We start from the raw sequence: 19,209 nt of genomic DNA, 5'->3' as shown, positions 1-19,209 counted from the left end.
CTTTGTATATACATTGTATATCCCTAAGGCAAAAAAATCAACTTATTCATCATTCAGGTTAGTACATTATACTGGAATATAATCATTTCTTCCTTGGCGCCGGCAGTTCATTGTACATCGCTTCCAGCAAATCTCGCAGAAAAGCCTTGCTATCAACATCATCCACGAGGATCATTTCCTTTGCCCCATCATACGGCAGTTCCAAATCAGCATCAGGCATCATTGTCACAGCGGATTTTGTCGGCTTTACCAAAAAACGATCATCATAGATACCTCCCACCACCTTGCCGCGATAATATATAATGTATTCTCCCATCATCGCCCGAGATAAAATTTCATGCAGCTCCGAAAGCTGCTCCAATATGAAATCCAAATACTCTTTACTTGATGCCATTTTACACTCCCTTTATCATTATCATCTCCATTGGCTGTTCATACCCGGGAACATCTACGACGAATCCTCCGCAATCCTTATATCCCAACTTGCGATAGAAGTGTTGTGCATACTCATCGACCTGAGTGGATGTCATCAGCATTCCGTATCCCCGTGACTTCATATCCTGTTCCCAGTATTCCATCAACTGTTTTCCATATTTCTGATTGCGATAATCGGAATCTATGAATAGCATTGTGCAAAACGGAGTATTATCCCAGAAAAGATTATATCTGAGCACCCCGATGATTACCTCATCTTCAGTATATACATACCCTTGTCCACATCTTACCTTTTCATCAAACACAGATTCTGGCAAATGCTTGTCGAGAGCATACCATGCTTCTTTATCACGTTTTTCAACCAGTCTTATCATTGATATTCTTCTCCCCATGCCATTCTAAGTTGCCCTGTAATGTAATATGTTGCTACAAACTCTGTGATTGAATTTATAACCTCTATTCCTTATTTTATCCAATGTACATACGTAAAACAAGGACGTTTTCACGCACCTGCTTACCACAGCAGAGTACTCATCTCTCCAGACTGAGATTATTCCTATTAAGATTAGGGACTTGTTGCTCTTTTCTCTAATCAACTATTTCCTGGCTTTCTCTTAGCTTTTGTAAAATGCTCATTTTAGCCTTTTCAGCTATCTCAGGCTTCTTAGTCCTGTCCCACCATTCGTTGAATGTTTTAAAGGCTTTCGGCACACAAAAAAAGACCCGTTACATTGTACCGAGTCTTTTGAAATCTGCAACGCAGATTGATTCACCGGGGCACTCTCGCACATAGTGCTCGAATACGTGCCCGTAAAACATCCAAAGGGATGTTTTACCTCTTTGAGAACTTTTTCACTGCCTTAAGTGCCTTGTTTTGGGCATTTGTAAAGCGAGTTGCTGTTTACCTGCTGCGTACGGTAGAAAGCTCAGGGCTACTGTATGCGGCTGGTGGCAACTTTAATATCAGCGATCAAAAATAATTCTCTGATTTTACTTTCTACTCATTAAATCTTTGTCTGTCTTTTGTAAGATTATCTTCCGGTTATTATTACATTTAATAATATCTACACATTCAGTGTCATATATTTATTTCCTCATATCCAAACTCATAAGATCAAAATCAATATATTCATTTCCAATTTTGAAAAAAGCCGGTATTGTTCCAGTCTTATCAAATCCATATTTTTTATAAAGATGAATCGCCGCTGCATTATCACTTCGAACTTCCAAGTTTATTATTTCAATTTCATGTTCCTTGGAATAATCTATAAGATGCCGAAGCAACTTAGTGCCTATCCCTCTGTTCCAATATGCCTTAAGGACAGAAATCCCTATTTCAGCCCTATGCGCCATTCTTCGTGGCATCCCACTCATATTAGCCGTTCCTACTAACTCTGATCCATCCCACGCACAATAAAATACGCTTTTATTATCATCATGCATAGTTTTCAGAATACTTGCTTCTTTCTCAACAGAAATATCTCTTCCTTCTGCCCCATAAGTAAGGTTATCTGTCTCTCCACCGATTATTTTCATATAATCAAGTATCTTTTGAGCATCCGATGGATTTGCCTCTTTTACTGTTATTTCAGCCATTTAGTTTGTCTCCTCTTTCGATTGTTATTCTGCAAGATATCTTCTTCAAGCTTTACTGTACAGCCTTGATCATGATCATTTCCATCGGTTGCTCATATCCCGGCACATCAACAATGAAGCCTCCGCAGTCCTTATAGTCCAACTTTCGATAAAAATGCTGCGCATTCTCATCAACTTGTGTTGAAGTCATAAGCATTCCATATTCCATGGCCTTCATATCGTTTTCCCAGTGTTCCATTAGGAGTTTTCCATATCCACGGCTCCGATATTTTTCGTCGACATAAAGCATAGTACAAAAAGGCGTATTATCCCAGAAAAGGTTGTAACGTAAAACGCCTACAATTTTATCCTCATCAACCACAACATAACCCTGCTTGTTTCTGACTTTCTCCTCAAATCCAGAATCAGGCAAATGTCTATCCAGCAAATACCACTCTTCCTTATCTTTTAGCTCCACATATCTTATTTCCATTTTTATTTCCTCAGCAAACTTGAAGTTAGTGTTCTGTCATATGTCTGTTAATAAGTAATAAAACAAACATGACACACCATATTGCCCACGCGATCAAGCATCCAATTCCTTGATAGAAAAAATCAATAATTGTCCCAACTATAAAAGGAAAAGCCATAAACATAATCCTTCTTCCATAAGCCTCGCACATAGTTTTTTCATCATAGTTTTTTCGTTCTTCTTTTGATCTTGAATTATAACCGGTTAAAAATTCAGCAGCTTTTCCGTTAGATTTATAAAAACATATCCCCAGCAGAAACATAATGAGTGCCATAATAAGATTAAATATAAAATAAAACATCCTTATCCCCTTCCTACAAACAGCGTTTTTTCTCAGTTATCCTGGAATTTAAGGATGTAAAACAAATACTTGATTGGGATACCCAAACTCCTCAGTCATTTCGCCCTCTTGAAATCCGAATTTTTTATACAAAGCTCTCGGAGCAATTCCTTTTTCATCATTTTCACGAAACGTTGATACCGTGATTTCCCTACTTCTATCCAATTCAGCAAGCGCTTTTCTCAGAAGGATTGAAGCAAACCCTTGCTGCCTGTATTCAGGATCCACAGCAAGACAACAGATCATATTTCTATTACGTGAAAACAGAAGAACTCCCACAATAGTTTCACTGTCTTTGACACATACAGCTTGCAGCTTGTTCATAAACTTCAATACAGTCTGCTTATGTTCTTCTAAATTCTCTTCTGTTTCGAGCCCGGGGAAATTCCAGCTAACCTTTCGAACAAGCTGCATCCACGAATCGATATATGAACTTTCTCCAAATATTGCTTCCATTTCTTTCATCACTATCATATAAAAATCCCCCATCGTAAATAAAACTGAAATTAATCTTACACAGGGCACATCATCTGAAGGTCAAATGGTTCTTCTTCAGCAATTTCTTTTATTGGGTTAACTGTCAAATCACTCCCCATCACTCTGTAAAACGCAATCGTCTCCTCTGAAGAGCAAGCAGATATGTACAAAGCTTCCGCACCATTTTTTCTTGCTTCATCTTTTCCTACTTCAAATAATCGTCTGCCGATGCCTAGACCTCTACATTCAGAAGATACCTGCATCATATCAAGAATCATATATCGACCTTTTAGCTGTTTTAATAGTCCTATAAAACCAACAACTCTATCATTTTCTAATGCAATGTATGTAATATATTCATCACTGCTTATTTGCTTGGCTACTGAACGTTTTTTATTTAGATCCCAATCTTCGGTATATTTGCATTCAATCAATATATATTCCCCGTCAATTCTGCGATATACCTTATTTACATCCTGTTTTCTGTTATATGAATCCAATGAATTAATAGAGAAATTCTTTTCTGATAATAATTCTATTTTAATCAAATAATAAATCTCCTTGCTTCTAGACATTTATACGATTGAAAATAAATATTAACTTTTTTCGAATTAAAGTTTAGTCGTTTTTACTGAAATATATTCCGTTTTACTGTTCCAACACTTTAAGATCAGATCTCTCATATTTGTTTTGACCTTTGAGGCTTTTCTTATACTTCCAGCATCTTATAGCATCATCCAGCGAAGCACCTTTGTTATCTGCAAAGAAATCCCTGATATAGGTATTATACTCAAACTGCTTTCCAATAACAGTCTGCCCCTGCTTTACTGTTCTTTTGATCTCATAATAAGCATCAATGGCATCACTATATGTTTTCCCGGAATTCGCTTTGAGCCATTTTTGAAATGTCACATTGAAACAAAATGACTCCCCTATTTTGCTCTTAAAAAAGGCTCTATGAACCTCCGAACAAATAATGTTCTCTTCAATTTTACTGGCCTCTGTTATAGTGGTTATCTTTGCCTTTCTTTTAGTAGATGCTGTCCCCGATGAATTCTTGATTTTCCCCGTATCAAGATAGTATGCAATCCTCTCAGTAAGCTCTTGTTTTCCGCCGGAAGCAGGCAACCCGTTATCGTGGCAGAACTTTACAAGTTCTTCCTTCAGGTAATAATATTCAAGAAAATCTTGTCTCTTTAATCCCAACGTTAGTGTAGGTCTTTCAGACATACTGTCCTCCAATATCTTCAAAAATCCCCTCTTTTCCTCGTTTGATTTTACGTCGTAATATACCTACAAAACATTTTTATAACATCATCAATAGTTTATCCAGCTCATAAAGGAGCTTCTCTTTCATTTCTCCTAGTTCTTCACTGCTGGGTCTGTTTATGTCAGCATACATTTTTTCGCTTGGATAACACCAGACAGGTCCCTTGCCTTGGTTTCCATAGTTATCTATGTCGCCAGCCCTTCTTGGAAACAGATGCCAATGAATATGTGCACCACCTTCACCGTTTCCCAGACATTCATAATTCATTTTTTCGGCTCCGAAAGCATTTTTCACCGCTTCAGCAATCAGTGTCATTTCATATAAGTGCTTTGCCCTTGTCTTCTCATCCAAATCAAACAGTTCAACAACATGGTCTTTATATAAAAAAAGCGTATACCCCTTAAAATGTTGAAAATCTCCAATTACCACATATCCAGTTTCAAGTTCTTTTACAAGAAATGGATTGTTGCCAGCCTTTGTTTCTTTAATTCTGTCACATATTCCGCACATATAATTCTCCCTACAAATACTGTTTCCTATTCTAAGTTATACTGGAAGTTATTTTCTGTTACATTCTATCCACGATACAGCAAAATCTACTAATTCACGTTGGTTCATCAGCTTTATGTCAGCATTGCCCACTTTTACCTTACATGTAGTATAGGCTACTTCAAATGCCCTTCCTATATCTTTGAAGTCCTCTCCATCAACATACAATGTTTCATACGCTTTCCAGACCCGAACACCATTCTCCATGACTGCACTGTGTTCAATGCAGGTATGTTTGCTTGAGTATTCTGCACGCGCATCCGCTAAATGAATGGAAGTATTCTTATCATAATCAACTCCAATCAGTAAAACTTTCCCATCGAGTTTATAAAGCCTCCCAATTGGTGATGAGTCTCCAAATATATTCGAAAGATCATGGTTCTCAGTTAAATACTTAGCATTCTTTCCCCAAGCCGCAACAGATCTGGCAGGATGGTCACTCCTTAATGTTCCCGGCCATGAACGGAACATTTCGGCAACCGCACCCATAGTGTTTGTCGGAGTAATTGCCTTATCATATGCCGGCCAGTTTTCGCGTATTGTATCCCAGTCAGCCTCATCTGCATCCCAATGAACTCCTGTTTCCGGATCAAGGTTTTTCCATGACTGTGTAGGCATCATAATAGTTCCATTCTGCCCCACAACATCAATCAAAGCTTCAATAATAGTCTGTGCACCACCACATACATATCCAATCTGTCCAAGTGATGTATGTACCATTACTGAATCACCATTCTGGAGCCCAACACTTTTTAATGCACTTACTATATCTGATTTAATGATAGTCTTCATACTCTCCCCTGTTAGATATTTTAAACTTAAAGTTAATCTATTCAGAAATACTTAAATTTTTACTTTGTAGCAACTGTTTATAATTATACCTATATCTATCATCCTGTTCAACGGCACACAAAAAAGACCCGGTACTTTCGTACCGAGCCTTTGAAATCTGCAATAGCAGATTGATTATCTCTTTGAGAACTGAGGTGCGCGACGAGCTGCCTTTAAGCCGTACTTCTTACGCTCCTTCATACGAGGATCTCTTGTAAGGAATCCTGCTTTCTTAAGAGTTGGTCTGTACTCTTCTGTATCAGCCTGAAGAAGTGCTCTGGAAATACCATGACGAATAGCACCAGCCTGACCAGTTGTACCGCCGCCCTTAACTGTTACAACAACATCAAACTTATCAACAGTCTCTGTTGCAACGAGTGGCTGACGAACGATTGTCTTCAAAGTCTCAAGACCGAAATACTCATCAATATTCTTCTTATTGATTGTAATATTACCTTTACCAGGGAAAAGATATACTCTTGCTACAGAGCTCTTTCTTCTACCTGTTCCATAAAAACTAGCTGCTTTAGCCATTTTGAATTCTCCTTTCAAATCCCTGTATTAAAAATCCAGTACTTCAGGCTTCTGAGCAGCATGATTGTGCTCGGCTCCTGCATATACATGAAGCTTTGTGTACATAGCTCTTCCAAGAGAATTCTTTGGAAGCATACCCTTTACTGCGTGCTCGATAACTCTTTCTGGATGTGTATTAAGCATCTCGCGAAGAGTTGCCTGCTTCTGACCACCAACGTAGTCTGTGTGATGCCAGTAAATCTTCTGATCCATCTTCTTACCAGTAACCTTAATCTTCTCAGCGTTAATTACGATTACATAATCACCTGTATCAATGTTAGGTGTAAAAATTGGCTTATTTTTTCCTCTTAAAACATTAGCAACCTCTGTAGCTAAACGACCAAGAGTCTTATCTGTAGCATCAACTACATACCATTTCTTCTCAACTGTAGTTGCGCTCGGCATAAATGTCTTCATTATGTTACCTCCATAATTACTGTTCAATAACTTTCCGACGAAATCAACTGCCGCCAGTCTCTTCCGTGATGCAGAAACCCTTCACCTGATTTCCACCTTGAACTATATGTAAGGCATAAAGCCGGTGGATTCGACTTCTCCGTTCGTGACGCGGAACCTTACTCATTGTTTAAACTCTTACCGGGAAATTTAAACAATATCTATTCAGACAGTAAAACATTATATATTAATTCACTCTATTCTGTCAATCCTATTAACTCTATTTTATTAATAAAAAGAAACCAAAAAACAACTAGTGAAAAGGTAAATTATAAATTAAAATGTCAAACGCGGAATTTGATTTTTCAACAAAAAGCGATAACAAACTCACTAACATTCAATCCTCACTAGTATCGATACAAGAAAGCAATTCCGGCTCTAAAAAATCATATCCTATCAGAAAAAGCCCCTGAGGAGGCGCTGTTGGTCCAGCCTTTTTCCTGTCACACGCTTCCAACATTTCTCTAACTTCTTCAGGAGTTTTTTTGCCTCTTCCTACCAAAAGTAATGTTCCTGCAATTATACGAACCATATTATATAAAAAACCGCCGCCTACAACCTTTATGGTAACAGTATTATTTTCTCTAATTACTTCTATTTCATAAATGGTTCTAATCTTAGTAAGTGCTTGTGATTCGACATTGCAAAAGGAAGTAAAATCATGCTCGCCTACTAAATATTGCGCTGCCTCTTCCATTTTTTGTACATCTAATTTATAACTGCAAGGGTAATAATAAAATCGATTTGTAGGCGGGATTATATCACCATTCCAAATTCTATATTCATATGTTTTCTTACTTGAACAGTGTCTTGGGTGAAAAGCTACATTAACTTCTCTTGAATTCATAATCTTAATATCGTCTGGCAAAAGCCGGTTTAACGCTGGAGTGAATTTTGTATCTGGAATCTTAGACTCAGTATCAAAAACTGCAATATTTCCATATGCATGAACTCCTGCATCAGTTCTGCTTGCGCCAATAACAGCAACCTTCTCGCCCGTTAATCCATATATTGCATTATTTAATATTCCTTCAACTGATTTTATTCCAACCTGATAAGCAAAACCATTATAATTTGTGCCATCATATGCTACTGTCAGCATAATTCTACGCATGTCTAAAATACCTTTCAATAAATTTTACTAATTCGTCCAAGAACTATAATAGCAATATTACATACAGCCATAAAACTATAAGCGTAATAATCGCATCTTTTATATATAAGCGGTTTCATCTTTGTTCTACCATCACCACCTCGATAACATCTTGCCTCCATAGCCATTGCTAAATCGTTGGCTCTTCGAAACGCAGATATAAATAATGGCACTAAAATTGGTATTAAACTCTTGGCACGCTGTAATAGATTTCCACTTTCAAAATCTGCTCCTCTAGCCATTTGTGCCTTCATAATCTTATCTGTTTCTTCCATCAGTATCGGAATAAATCTGAGTGCAATTGACATCATCATGGAAATTTCATGAACAGGAATTCCGATTTTTTTTAGTGGTTTTAATAAAGACTCAAGAGCATCTGTTAACTGATTGGGAGTTGTTGTCAATGTCATAATTGATGAACCAATCAATAGAAAAATAAGTCTAACAGCCATTCTTACAGCCATTTTTAGTCCCTGATCAGAAATAGTCAAAAAACCAAGTTTAAAAATAGTATTTCCTGGCGTTAAAAACAAATTAAACACCACTGTTATTAGCAAGAGAAAAAAGATAGTTTTCATCCCTCGCATGATAAATCTAAATGGAACTTTTGAAATTTTTATAATAATAGCTAAATATAACGCGGCAATAAAATAGCCAAAAAAGTTATTTACAGCAAATAATGAAATTATAAATACAAAAGTTGATAAAATTTTTACTCGAGGATCAAGACGATGTATTAACGAATCGGCTTGATAGTATTGTCCAATTGTTATGTCTCTTAACATACTTTTACCCGTCCTTTAAGAATGGAAAATTTTTAAAATTTCATTCTTTGCTTCTTCTATTGTAGTGACATCCTTATCAACCGGGATGCCTGCATTATACAAATCATGCATCACATATGTAACTTGAGGAACAGCAAGCCCCATTTTTTCAAGTTCTTGTATATTTCTAAAAACAAGTTTTGGAGTATCATCAAACATTACTTTTCCAAAATTCATCACTATTATTCGTTCTACATATTCAGCAACATCTTCCATGCTATGTGAAACAAGTACTATAGTTATTTTCTTTTCTTTATGAAGATCAGAAATCAAATTTAAAATATCTTTCTTTCCCTTTGGATCAAGCCCCGCAGTTGGTTCATCCAAAATCAACACTTCTGGATTCATTGCAAGTACTCCTGCTATTGCTACTCTTCTCTTCTGTCCTCCTGACAAATCAAATGGAGATTGTTTATAAAATTCATCTCCTAGTTTTACCATTTTCAAAGCTTCGTAAGCTCTTTTTTCAACTTCTTCTTTTGGTAGTTTAAGGTTTTTGGGTCCAAAACACACATCACTAAAAACATCTGCTTCAAACAGCTGATGCTCTGGATATTGGAAAACAAGTCCTACCTTTGAGCGAAGTTTTTTCATATCAAAACCTGATGCATTAATATCCTCACCATTCCATAGTATTCTTCCACTTGTTGGTTTTGTTAATCCATTTAGATGTGTTACAAGAGTAGATTTACCAGATCCTGTATGTCCAATTAACCCAATAAACTGTCCATCAAGAATTTCTAAATTTATATCATCTAGAGCAATCTGCTCCATCGCTGTACCTTTTTCATATATATGCTGTACATGCTCTAGTTTAATTGACATCTTCTACTGTTTCCTTCCAATAATTTATTCACTTAACTTACATAAATTCGTTGTTATATATCGATGTATTTATTCAAAAATATTAAACCAAATATTCAAACAAAAATTTGAATATCTTTTAATGTAGATAAAATATTTATTTGTTTCTATACAAATTTAATAATTCATTTTCCAATTCCTGACGTGAAAGGATGCATTCAGATAAAGGAATACCCTTTTTTCTGAGTTCATGAGCAAGAAGTGTTACTTGAGGAACATCAAGTCTCAACTCTTTCAGCTTTTCAACCTTAGAAAAAATCTCTCTAGGTTTGCCCTGCATCTCTATTTTCCCTTTTTCCATAACATATATATAATCAGCATCCACTACTTCTTCCATATAGTGAGTAATTAGAATGATTGTTATTCCATGATTCTTGTTAAGATCATGTGCAGCGCGAATAACTTCTCTGCGACCACTTGGATCAAGCATTGCAGTGGGTTCATCCATGATTATGCACTTAGGCTGCATAGCAATAACACCAGCAATTGAAACGCGTTGTTTTTGACCTCCTGATAAATGATTTGGAGATTTTTTTCTATACTTGTTCATTCCTACAATATTAAGACTGTTTTCAACTCTCTGCCATATTTCATCTGTAGGTACACCCATATTTTCAGGTCCAAATCCTACATCTTCTTCTACAATCTGTCCAATAATCTGATTATCAGGATTTTGAAATACCATACCTGCATTATGCCTAATATCCCACAAAAGAGACTCATCTTGCGTATCCATTCCATCTATCTGTATCGTTCCATCTAATGGAAATAATAATGCATTGAAGTGTTTTGCAAGCGTTGACTTACCTGAACCATTGTGGCCTAAAATAGCAACAAAATCACCCTTTTTAATTTTTAAAGAAACATCATCAATTGCAGTAATTTCACCTTCAGGATTTCCTTCTTCATCATGCTTTATATATTTAAACTTTACATTTTGAGCTTTAATCATCTCATCAATTCTAGTGTTCATGTTAATCTCCTAGAAATCGGTCATATTATTTAACAATATTAGTATTATACTTAATAGCATGACTTTTTGTCACTTATATTCAGAAACTCGCATTTACTGCGAGTTTCGTGAGAACAAAAGTCAAGCGGCAAACTGGTTCAAGGCGAAGGCTTTTTAAATGGCCAGTTTGCGTAGTTTTTGGAACGTAGTGACAAAAATCTATAGGTTCTTGCTTTCATCAGAAAAATCAAGAACCGTACCAGACCAAAATTTGTCGTTAAGACAAATTTTGTCCTGCAAAGCAGGATTCTTGGCGTTGTCCTAAACTTCTTGTCACTTATATTCAGAAACTCGCATTTACTGCGAGTTTCGTGAGAACAAAAGTCAAGCGGCAGAATGATCCAAGGCGAAGCCTTTTTAAATGGTCAGTTTGCGCATTTTTCGGAACACAGTGACAAAAATCAATAGATTCATGCTTTAATCAAATAATAAAAAACATCATAGCCAAGACTAGACGTTAATTTTTTATCCTACAAAGCTTTTTAATTACCAATTTAAGCATCATTTTTCGAACAACATAAAAAAGTTATTTTTAAACATACTCTAATCATTTTATATTCATACGGGAATTTTTACAATAGCAGCATATAGGTTGAATGGACACATTTCTTCCATATTTGAACCAGGCAAAGCCTGCGAAAAATTTTGTACAAACTCTTATATAAATATCTATGTAAATATTTGCATACGCTACAAGAACGTCGCGAATACATTTTTGTCACACAAAAAAAAATACCAGTCACTAAGCTAGTGACCGATATTTTTTTATAAAAAACAATAAAAATTAAACAAGCTCAAGAATAACCATCTCAGCTGCGTCACCCTTACGAGTTCCAAGCTTGATAATACGAGTGTAACCACCCTTACGATCAGCATACTTTGGAGCATACTCATCAAAAATCTTATCTGTAAGATCAACTCTGTTTGTATTCTTCTTACGAGCCTTACCATCAGCAGGTACTTCTGTTACTGCATAAAGCATTTTGTACATCTGACGTCTAGCGTGAAGACGAGAAGGCTGATCCTTTGTTACTGTCTTCTCTTCAACAACATAATCATAAACCTTAACACTCTTGTGTTCAGCATTCATGACTTTCTTAAGAACGATACGCTTTCCGTTCTCGTCCTTCTTTACATGCTTAACCTTTACAACACCTTCAACTGTGTTATCTTTCTCTCTAACACCAAGAGTTATAAGGTGCTCAGCAATTTTACGTACTTCCTTTGCACGAGCCTCAGTTGTAACGATCTTTCCATTATAAAGAAGAGCTGTAACCTGATTTCTCAAAAGAGCCTTTCTAGGTTTTGTTGCTTTACTAAGCTTTCTATACATTGCCATTTTTTTATTTCCTTTCTCTATGTAGAGTTCTCTCTACAAGGTACATAATGCAGTGCTCATCGGACTTACCTACAAAATGTTAACTACACCGTTTGAGAATCCGTTTCCGTACTCTTTGGTTTTACCATCAACGGATTGAGTATTATTTTATTAATTAAATAACACTCAAATATAATTAAAGCTCTGAATTCTCTGAATCTCTAAGGGCAAGACCAAGCTCTTTCAACTTAGCTAATACTTCCTCTAAAGATTTACGTCCTAAATTACGAACCTTCATCATGTCATCCGGAGTCTTATTGCAAAGTTCTTCAACAGTATTGATTCCGGCTCTCTTAAGACAATTAAAAGAACGAACAGAAAGTTCAAGTTCATCAATATTCATCTCAAGAACTTTACCCTTAGTATCTGTTGCTTTGTCTACCATAATCTCAGTAGCCTTAGCATTCTCGGATAAATCAATAAACAAAGACAAATGCTCAGATAAAACCTTAGCTGCAAGGCTAACAGCTTCATCAGGACCAAGTGTTCCATTTGTATGAATATCCAATGTCAGTTTATCAAAATCTGTTACCTGACCAACACGAGTATTTTCAACGATTACATTCACACGCTCAACTGGAGTATAAATAGAATCAATTGCAATAACACCAATTGGAAGTTCAGGTGATTTATTCTTGTCTGAACTTACATATCCTCTTCCCTTTGTAATTGTAAGCTCCATATAAAGCTTAGCATCAGCACCACAAAGAGTTGCGATAGTCAAATCAGGGTTCATAATCTCGATATCCTGATCAACCTGAATATCAGATGCTTTAACAACACCTTCACCTGAAAATTCGATGTAAGCAGTCTTTGGCTCATTTGTCTCGGAATTATTCTTAATAGCAAGACTCTTGATATTCATGATTATTTCAGTAACATCTTCCTTTACTCCTGGAATAGTACTGAACTCATGAAGAACACCATCAATTTTGACTTGACTTACAGCAGCACCGGGTAATGAAGAAAGCATGATCCTTCTGAGGGAATTACCAAGTGTAATACCATAACCTCTTTCCAGAGGCTCTACAACGAATCTTCCATACTTCTTATCATCTGAGATTTCTGCAACTTCAATATTTGGTCTCTCAAAATCAAACACTGATATTTCCTCCTTATATGCTTCATCAATGGCTGCAATCCAGTTAATACACTAATTACTTGGAGTACAACTCGACGATCTGCATTTCATCTACAGGAACATCAATCATGTTTCTAGCAGGAAGCTGCTTAATTGTACCCTTCCAATTTTCTTTATCGGCATCAATCCACTCTGGAACAAGACGTGATCCAGCAATTTCTGCAACATCTTTAAATCTCTGCATATTCTGCGCAGACTCTTTAATAGCTACTACATCACCAGCTTTAATCATGTAAGATGGTACATTTATTGTAGCGCCATTAACTGTAACAAACTTGTGAAGAACGATCTGACGAGCTTCTCTTCTTGTTCTTGCAAAACCAAGACGGAAGATGACATTGTCAAGTCTTCTCTCAAGGATAATCATAAGGTTTTCACCAGTCTGGCCTTTCATCTGATCAGCCTTTTTGTAGTAATTTCTGAAAGGCTTCTCAAGTACGCCATAGATGAACTTAGCCTTCTGCTTCTCACGAAGCTGCTGACCATATTCAGATAACTTACGATTTGCTCTCTGAGAATTTCTCTTAGACTTCTTATCATATCCAAGGAATGTAGGATCAAGATCAAGAGATCTGCATCTCTTAAGGACGGGAGTTCTATTTACTGCCATTTTGGGCTCCTTTCTTTCAGGAAAAATCCTGTTGTTGTTTACAGTTATAAACCTTCTTCCAACTTTCATTTATACAATGATGTAATATCAAATTATGATATTACATCATATAAAACAACTATAATAACTTAATACACCAATAATCAAAGGTTACGATTATACACGTCTTCTCTTTGGTGGACGACATCCGTTATGCGGAACTGGTGTTACGTCTGTAATGCTTGTTACTGTAAGACCGTTCGCAGCAAGAGCTCTTATTGCAGCTTCTCTTCCTGAACCTGGTCCCTTTACGAATACATCTACTGTCTTAAGACCGTGAATAAGAGCAGCCTTTGTTGCTGTCTCAGCAGCTACCTGTGCAGCATAAGGAGTAGATTTTCTTGAACCTTTAAATCCAAGTCCACCAGCACTTGCCCAACTAAGAGCATTTCCAGCAGCATCTGTTAATGTTACAATTGTGTTGTTAAAAGATGCCTGAATATGTGCCTGACCGTGTTCAACGTTTTTCTTAACACGCTTCTTAGAAGCGCCAGCTTTTATATTTGCCATAGTAAACTAACCTACTTTCTTCCTATTTGTGAATCAAATTTACGAGTGACTATACTAATAATCCTTAATTCACACGAAATTTATCACTTCTTCTTATTAGCAATTGTTCTCTTAGGACCCTTACGAGTTCTTGCATTGGTCTTTGTTCTCTGACCACGGCAAGGAAGGTTCTTTCTATGACGAGATCCACGATAACAACCAATCTCAGTGAGTCTCTTGATGTTCATAGCAACATCACGACGGAGATCACCTTCTACCATATAATCATCTGAAATTACTTCGCTAAGCTTCTTAACCTCTTCATCTGTAAGGTCACGGCAACGAGTATCTGGATTAACACCAGCCTTAGCGAGAATCTTATTAGAACTTGTTCTACCGATTCCATAGATATAAGTCAAGCCGATTTCAACGCGCTTGTCTCTAGGTAAATCAACACCTGCAATACGAGCCATTTTAAAAATTCCTCCATAATATTGAATAGGTATGTCACTGCTATTCCTACCGGTTCAGTGTAAGAATGCTTTTATTATTGTGGCATACGGTTACTTATTGATTGAGGCACCTGAATTAATAATAATTCATAACTTCGCTAAAAGCTGAAATCTATATGCCCAATCGGACAGGTTTTTTCATCCGATCTTTCCAATACGCTTGGTATCAAAAAGTAATATACGTAGGCTCTACGATATATTAATCGAACAGACTTCTAAGTCCAGACGAATCGAATCAACCCTGTCTCTGCTTGTGCTTAGGGTTCTCACAGATAACTCTGATAACACCCTTTCTCTTAATAACCTTGCACTTTTCGCACATTGGCTTAACAGAAGATCTGACTTTCATCCTGACTCCTTTCTTGCGATTAAACGCATATATAATGAAATACCTCAATTTTGTGCCTTGAGGACACAAATATAGGTCTCTACACAAAAGACCGTTTTAAAGTATACATCATTGTTTTTTTTATTGCAATAACTTTTTGTAAATTTTCGACAATTTTTTTCTACGATTTATACAATTTTTTCGAAAATAAACTGTTTTGTAATTACTTATCTCTCCAAATAATTCTTCCTTTACTAAGATCATATGGAGAAAGCTCCATTGTAACTTTATCTCCAGGAAGAATACGGATAAAGTTCTGTCTAAGCTTACCACTTATATGAGCGAGAACGATGTGACCGTTTTCAAGCTCAACACGAAACATTGTGTTAGGAAGCTTTTCAATTACTTTTCCTTCGATTTCAATAACATCTGCTTTCGACATTTTATTCTCCTTGTTCATCATCAAGCATGGTTAATATTTCTGGTTCTCCATCAGTAATAGCTATTGTATTTTCATAGTGAGCTGAAAGGCTATGATCCGCAGTAACTACAGTCCACTCATCATCAAGCCAATCGACATATCGTTGTCCCATTGTTATCATAGGCTCAACGCAAATAGTCATTCCTTCTTTTAAAAGAATTCCTCTTCTCAACTGCCTATAATTAGGAACAATCGGATCTTCATGAAGTTCTCTTCCGATTCCATGCCCTGATAATTCATGAACAATTCCATAACCATAAGAAGTAACATATTTATCAATGGATTTAGAAATCTCAAATAATCTATTGCCTGCTACTGCCTTTTTTATACCAACGAAAAAACTATGCTTTGTTACATCAATTAATTGTTTGGCATCATCTGATATTTTTCCAACTCCCCATGTTCGAGCAGCATCAGAATGCCATCCCTTATATATAAGACCTGTATCAAAGGTAACTATATCACCCTCTTCTACATATCTGTCAGATTTTGGTATGCCATGTACAACTTCATCATTTATTGAAATGCAAATTGATCCTGGAAACCCTTCATAATTCTTACAATTAGGTACACCACCCATCTGTCGAATTAATTTTTCACCTAACTGGTCTATTTCTAAAGTTGACATTCCCGGATGAAGAGCCTCATGCAATTCTTGATGAACTTTAGCAAGAATATGACCAGATTCTCTCATAAGAGCAATCTCATCCTTTGTCTTAATAACAACCGACATGATAAAACTCCATTATCCTAAAATAGCCACAATGTCAGCAAAAACATCATTCAAATCTTTAGTGCCATCAACTGTTTTAAGAATAGCTTTTTCATCATAAAAATTAATTAATGGCTGAGTCTGTTCATGATAAACACTTAAACGATTCTGAACGGTCTCTGGCTTATCATCATCTCTTTGAATAAGCTCTGCACCACATCTATCACATACACCTTCTTTTTTCGGAGGAATATGCTCAATATGATAGCTTGCACCACACTTAGGGCAAGTACGACGACCAGACATTCTTCGAACAATATTTTCATCTGGGACATCTACGTTAATTGCAAAATCTACTTTATCTCCAAGACCGCTTAGTTCTTTATCAAGAACTTCTGCCTGTGGAATAGTACGTGGAAATCCGTCAAGCACATAACCATTTTTGCAATCATCATTTGCTACTCTATCAAGCAAAAGCTGAACTGTTAATTCATCTGGTACTAACTGTCCTTTATCCATGTACTCTTTAGCTTTTTTTCCTAATTCAGTACCGTTCTTAATATTTGAACGGAAAAGATCTCCTGTAGAAATGTGTGGAATACTGTACTTATCACAGATCATTTGAGCCTGTGTGCCTTTTCCAGCACCAGGTGCACCCAGCATAATTATTTTCATCCTTTTGCTCCTTTTCTTCTTAAATAAGATTTAACAAAACCTAAATTTAAACCGAAAATACCCACTACAGTCAATAATAGAAAAAGGCAGAGACCGAGCATGGCAATTCCATGTTTTCCGGCCTCTGTCATTTTTAATCGTCTAAAAAGCCCTTATAGTTACGAACAAGCATCTGTGATTCAATCTGTTTAATTGTCTCAAGTATAACACTTACTACAATTATCATTGATGTACCACCAAATGAAATATTCGCTCCAAACAGACCACTAAACATAATCGGAAGAATTGCGACAATCATAAGGCCACATACACCGATAAAAATAATGTAGTTTAATACAGTATTCAAATAATCACTTGTTGGTTTTCCAGGACGAATTCCAGGAATAAAGCCACCCTGCTTTTTCAGGTTATCAGCAACTTCCAACGGATTAAAAGTAATCGATGTATAAAAATAAGCAAAAAAGATCATCAACAAAAGGTAAACAACAAGACCGATAGAATACTTTGGAGCAGTCTTGTCAAACCAGTTTCCTTCGTTCAAATACTTAAGTACTTCGCCCCAAACACCAGTTCCGTTATATCCAACTAATTGAGATACAATAAGTGGGAACTGAAAAAGTGACATAGCAAAAATAATTGGCATAACACCAGCTGTATTAACCTTAAGAGGAATTTCAGCTCCGCCTGCTCCAACCATTTTACGCCCTTGAAGTTTCTTTGCATATTGAACAGGAATTCTTCTTTCAGCATCATTTAAGATTACTACAACAACTACCATTGCTACAATAATCGCAAAAATAATTAGTCCATATACAACTTTCTGAACAATTGAATGATTGCTCAAAAACTTTGTATAGAGTGCTCCTAAATCTTGCGGCATTCTAGACACAATATTAATTGTCAAGACAATGGATATACCATTGCCTACACCATAATCTGTGATTCTTTCACCAATCCACATAAGGAATGCACTACCAGCTGTAAGAGCTAATACTATCTCTACACAATAAATCATATTTTGAGACTTAATCATATTGCCATTTCGATAGAATCCAACAGACATTGCTATTGATTCTATAAGAGCAAGAGCAATAGTAACACGACGAGTATAGGCAGTAAGCTTTTTACGTCCTTCTTCTCCATCATGCTGCAACTCCTCCAATTTAGGAATTGCAATCGTCAGCAGCTGAATGATAATAGAGGATGTGATATAGGGGGTTATATTTAATGCCAAAATAGACATTTTTTCAAATGAACCACCTGTAAAACGATCCATAAAACCAAGAGCCTTATTAGATGTCATGCCATTGTACCAGTTAGTAAATACATCTGATTTAATTCCTGGAGCTGAAATTGCAGTTCCAAGTCTGACAATAGCAAGCATCAAAAAAGTAAAGAAAATCTTATTTCTAATATCTTTGATTTTGAATGCATTCTTTAAGGTTGTGAACATTAGATCACCTCAGCAGTTCCACCAAGTGCCTCGATTTTTTCTTTTGCAGATGCAGAATATGCATTTACTTTAACCGTAAGCTTCTTAGTCAGCTCACCACTTCCAAGAATCTTAACACCATCATACTCTTTCTTGATGATACCCTGATTCTTAAGTGCGTCAACAGTAACTTCAGCTCCGTCTTCAAATACTTCCAATCTATCCAAGTTGATTGCTACGATGTGCTTAGAATTGATGTTCTGGAAACCTCTCTTAGGAAGTCTTCTGAACAATGGCATCTGACCACCTTCGAATCCTGGTCTTGGTGCTCCAGAACGAGCCTTCTGACCCTTGTGACCCTTACCTGCAGTCTTTCCGTTTCCTGAAGCGTGACCACGACCTCTTCTAAAGTTATCGCTGTGTACAGAACCTTCTGCTGGTCTTAAATTGGATAATTCCATTTTACATCCTCATTTCCCGCTGCGAAATCACTATAACGCAAGCCGTGTCTCGCAGCGTAA

At 36.5% G+C, this 19,209-nt stretch carries 27 protein-coding genes; all 27 read right to left on the bottom strand.

What is annotated here, in order from left to right; genetic code table 11:
• Positions 1 to 82: 82 nt before the first annotated feature.
• The 27 genes from G634_RS0105865 to rplO all read right to left on the bottom strand — a co-directional run bounded on the left by G634_RS0105865 (position 83) and on the right by rplO (position 19,149).
• The gene (locus G634_RS0105865) at positions 83 to 394 is read right to left on the bottom strand and encodes a TfoX/Sxy family protein (protein ID WP_026504510.1); all 312 of its coding nucleotides are present in this window, start codon (positions 392 to 394) and stop codon (positions 83 to 85) included.
• A 1-nt stretch (position 395) separates the two neighbouring features.
• Positions 396 to 809 carry a GNAT family N-acetyltransferase gene (locus tag G634_RS0105860; RefSeq protein ID WP_035799125.1) on the bottom strand — a complete coding sequence of 138 codons (414 nt, stop codon included), beginning with the start codon at positions 807 to 809 and terminating at the stop codon, positions 396 to 398.
• Positions 810 to 1,521: 712 nt separating this feature from the next.
• On the bottom strand, positions 1,522 to 2,031 hold the full coding sequence (locus G634_RS0105855; protein WP_026504508.1) for a GNAT family N-acetyltransferase: 510 nt from the start codon (positions 2,029 to 2,031) through the stop codon (positions 1,522 to 1,524).
• A gap of 52 nt (positions 2,032 to 2,083) precedes the next feature.
• Positions 2,084 to 2,503 (bottom strand): GNAT family N-acetyltransferase, encoded by a 420-nt coding sequence (locus tag G634_RS0105850; protein WP_026504507.1) that lies wholly within the window; start codon positions 2,501 to 2,503, stop codon positions 2,084 to 2,086.
• A 25-nt stretch (positions 2,504 to 2,528) separates the two neighbouring features.
• Positions 2,529 to 2,843, bottom strand: a complete 315-nt coding sequence (locus G634_RS0105845; protein ID WP_026504506.1) for a DUF3784 domain-containing protein — start codon at positions 2,841 to 2,843, stop codon at positions 2,529 to 2,531.
• Between the two features lie 48 nt (positions 2,844 to 2,891).
• On the bottom strand, positions 2,892 to 3,356 hold the full coding sequence (locus G634_RS0105840; protein WP_051233710.1) for a GNAT family N-acetyltransferase: 465 nt from the start codon (positions 3,354 to 3,356) through the stop codon (positions 2,892 to 2,894).
• 38 nt (positions 3,357 to 3,394) lie between these two features.
• Entirely contained in the window at positions 3,395 to 3,907 is a 513-nt protein-coding gene (locus tag G634_RS0105835) for a GNAT family N-acetyltransferase (protein WP_026504504.1), read from the bottom strand.
• Positions 3,908 to 4,007: 100 nt separating this feature from the next.
• Positions 4,008 to 4,610, bottom strand: coding sequence for a DUF6434 domain-containing protein (locus tag G634_RS0105830; protein WP_330364769.1), 603 nt, complete (start codon positions 4,608 to 4,610; stop codon positions 4,008 to 4,010).
• Between the two features lie 55 nt (positions 4,611 to 4,665).
• Positions 4,666 to 5,139 (bottom strand): HIT family protein, encoded by a 474-nt coding sequence (locus G634_RS0105825; protein WP_026504502.1) that lies wholly within the window; start codon positions 5,137 to 5,139, stop codon positions 4,666 to 4,668.
• A gap of 48 nt (positions 5,140 to 5,187) precedes the next feature.
• Positions 5,188 to 5,970 (bottom strand): aminoglycoside N(3)-acetyltransferase, encoded by a 783-nt coding sequence (locus G634_RS0105820; protein ID WP_026504501.1) that lies wholly within the window; start codon positions 5,968 to 5,970, stop codon positions 5,188 to 5,190.
• 174 nt (positions 5,971 to 6,144) lie between these two features.
• On the bottom strand, positions 6,145 to 6,543 hold the full coding sequence (gene rpsI / locus G634_RS0105815) for a 30S ribosomal protein S9 (protein ID WP_026504500.1): 399 nt from the start codon (positions 6,541 to 6,543) through the stop codon (positions 6,145 to 6,147).
• Between the two features lie 27 nt (positions 6,544 to 6,570).
• Positions 6,571 to 6,999 (bottom strand): 50S ribosomal protein L13, encoded by a 429-nt coding sequence (rplM, locus tag G634_RS0105810; RefSeq protein WP_035799109.1) that lies wholly within the window; start codon positions 6,997 to 6,999, stop codon positions 6,571 to 6,573.
• 376 nt (positions 7,000 to 7,375) lie between these two features.
• Positions 7,376 to 8,152, bottom strand: a complete 777-nt coding sequence (truA, locus tag G634_RS18170) for a tRNA pseudouridine(38-40) synthase TruA (RefSeq protein ID WP_035799106.1) — start codon at positions 8,150 to 8,152, stop codon at positions 7,376 to 7,378.
• Between the two features lie 14 nt (positions 8,153 to 8,166).
• Positions 8,167 to 8,976 (bottom strand): energy-coupling factor transporter transmembrane component T family protein, encoded by an 810-nt coding sequence (locus G634_RS0105800; RefSeq protein WP_026504498.1) that lies wholly within the window; start codon positions 8,974 to 8,976, stop codon positions 8,167 to 8,169.
• Between the two features lie 15 nt (positions 8,977 to 8,991).
• Positions 8,992 to 9,840 (bottom strand): energy-coupling factor transporter ATPase, encoded by an 849-nt coding sequence (locus G634_RS0105795; protein ID WP_026504497.1) that lies wholly within the window; start codon positions 9,838 to 9,840, stop codon positions 8,992 to 8,994.
• 136 nt (positions 9,841 to 9,976) lie between these two features.
• A complete protein-coding gene (locus G634_RS0105790; protein ID WP_035799103.1) occupies positions 9,977 to 10,852 on the bottom strand; it encodes an energy-coupling factor transporter ATPase in 876 nt (291 codons plus the stop codon).
• Between the two features lie 823 nt (positions 10,853 to 11,675).
• Positions 11,676 to 12,230, bottom strand: a complete 555-nt coding sequence (locus G634_RS0105785) for a bL17 family ribosomal protein (protein ID WP_026504495.1) — start codon at positions 12,228 to 12,230, stop codon at positions 11,676 to 11,678.
• Between the two features lie 175 nt (positions 12,231 to 12,405).
• Positions 12,406 to 13,371, bottom strand: coding sequence for a DNA-directed RNA polymerase subunit alpha (locus tag G634_RS0105780; protein ID WP_026504494.1), 966 nt, complete (start codon positions 13,369 to 13,371; stop codon positions 12,406 to 12,408).
• A 55-nt stretch (positions 13,372 to 13,426) separates the two neighbouring features.
• Positions 13,427 to 14,020: a 30S ribosomal protein S4 gene (gene rpsD, locus G634_RS0105775; RefSeq protein WP_026504493.1), complete on the bottom strand. Its 594-nt coding sequence runs from the start codon at positions 14,018 to 14,020 to the stop codon at positions 13,427 to 13,429.
• A 156-nt stretch (positions 14,021 to 14,176) separates the two neighbouring features.
• Positions 14,177 to 14,569, bottom strand: coding sequence for a 30S ribosomal protein S11 (rpsK, locus tag G634_RS0105770; protein WP_026504492.1), 393 nt, complete (start codon positions 14,567 to 14,569; stop codon positions 14,177 to 14,179).
• 83 nt (positions 14,570 to 14,652) lie between these two features.
• Positions 14,653 to 15,021: a 30S ribosomal protein S13 gene (gene rpsM, locus G634_RS0105765; RefSeq protein ID WP_026504491.1), complete on the bottom strand. Its 369-nt coding sequence runs from the start codon at positions 15,019 to 15,021 to the stop codon at positions 14,653 to 14,655.
• 274 nt (positions 15,022 to 15,295) lie between these two features.
• Complete coding sequence (gene rpmJ / locus G634_RS0105760) at positions 15,296 to 15,409, bottom strand: 50S ribosomal protein L36 (protein ID WP_022754357.1); 114 nt, start codon at positions 15,407 to 15,409, stop codon at positions 15,296 to 15,298.
• A 202-nt stretch (positions 15,410 to 15,611) separates the two neighbouring features.
• Positions 15,612 to 15,830 carry a translation initiation factor IF-1 gene (infA, locus tag G634_RS0105755; protein WP_026504490.1) on the bottom strand — a complete coding sequence of 73 codons (219 nt, stop codon included), beginning with the start codon at positions 15,828 to 15,830 and terminating at the stop codon, positions 15,612 to 15,614.
• Between the two features lies 1 nt (position 15,831).
• The gene (gene map / locus G634_RS0105750) at positions 15,832 to 16,602 is read right to left on the bottom strand and encodes a type I methionyl aminopeptidase (RefSeq protein WP_026504489.1); all 771 of its coding nucleotides are present in this window, start codon (positions 16,600 to 16,602) and stop codon (positions 15,832 to 15,834) included.
• Positions 16,603 to 16,614: 12 nt separating this feature from the next.
• Positions 16,615 to 17,256 (bottom strand): adenylate kinase, encoded by a 642-nt coding sequence (locus G634_RS0105745; protein ID WP_026504488.1) that lies wholly within the window; start codon positions 17,254 to 17,256, stop codon positions 16,615 to 16,617.
• Positions 17,257 to 17,389: 133 nt separating this feature from the next.
• Positions 17,390 to 18,709 (bottom strand): preprotein translocase subunit SecY, encoded by a 1,320-nt coding sequence (gene secY, locus G634_RS0105735; protein WP_026504487.1) that lies wholly within the window; start codon positions 18,707 to 18,709, stop codon positions 17,390 to 17,392.
• Positions 18,709 to 19,149: a 50S ribosomal protein L15 gene (gene rplO / locus G634_RS0105730; protein WP_026504486.1), complete on the bottom strand. Its 441-nt coding sequence runs from the start codon at positions 19,147 to 19,149 to the stop codon at positions 18,709 to 18,711. Before rplO ends, secY begins: the two co-directional genes overlap by 1 nt.
• Positions 19,150 to 19,209: the final 60 nt, after the last annotated feature.

The organism is Butyrivibrio sp. NC3005 (assembly GCF_000424545.1).
GTDB lineage: Bacteria > Bacillota > Clostridia > Lachnospirales > Lachnospiraceae > Butyrivibrio.
The sequence above is the reverse complement of the archived record's forward strand: the minus strand, read 5'-3'. Positions and strand labels throughout refer to the sequence as shown.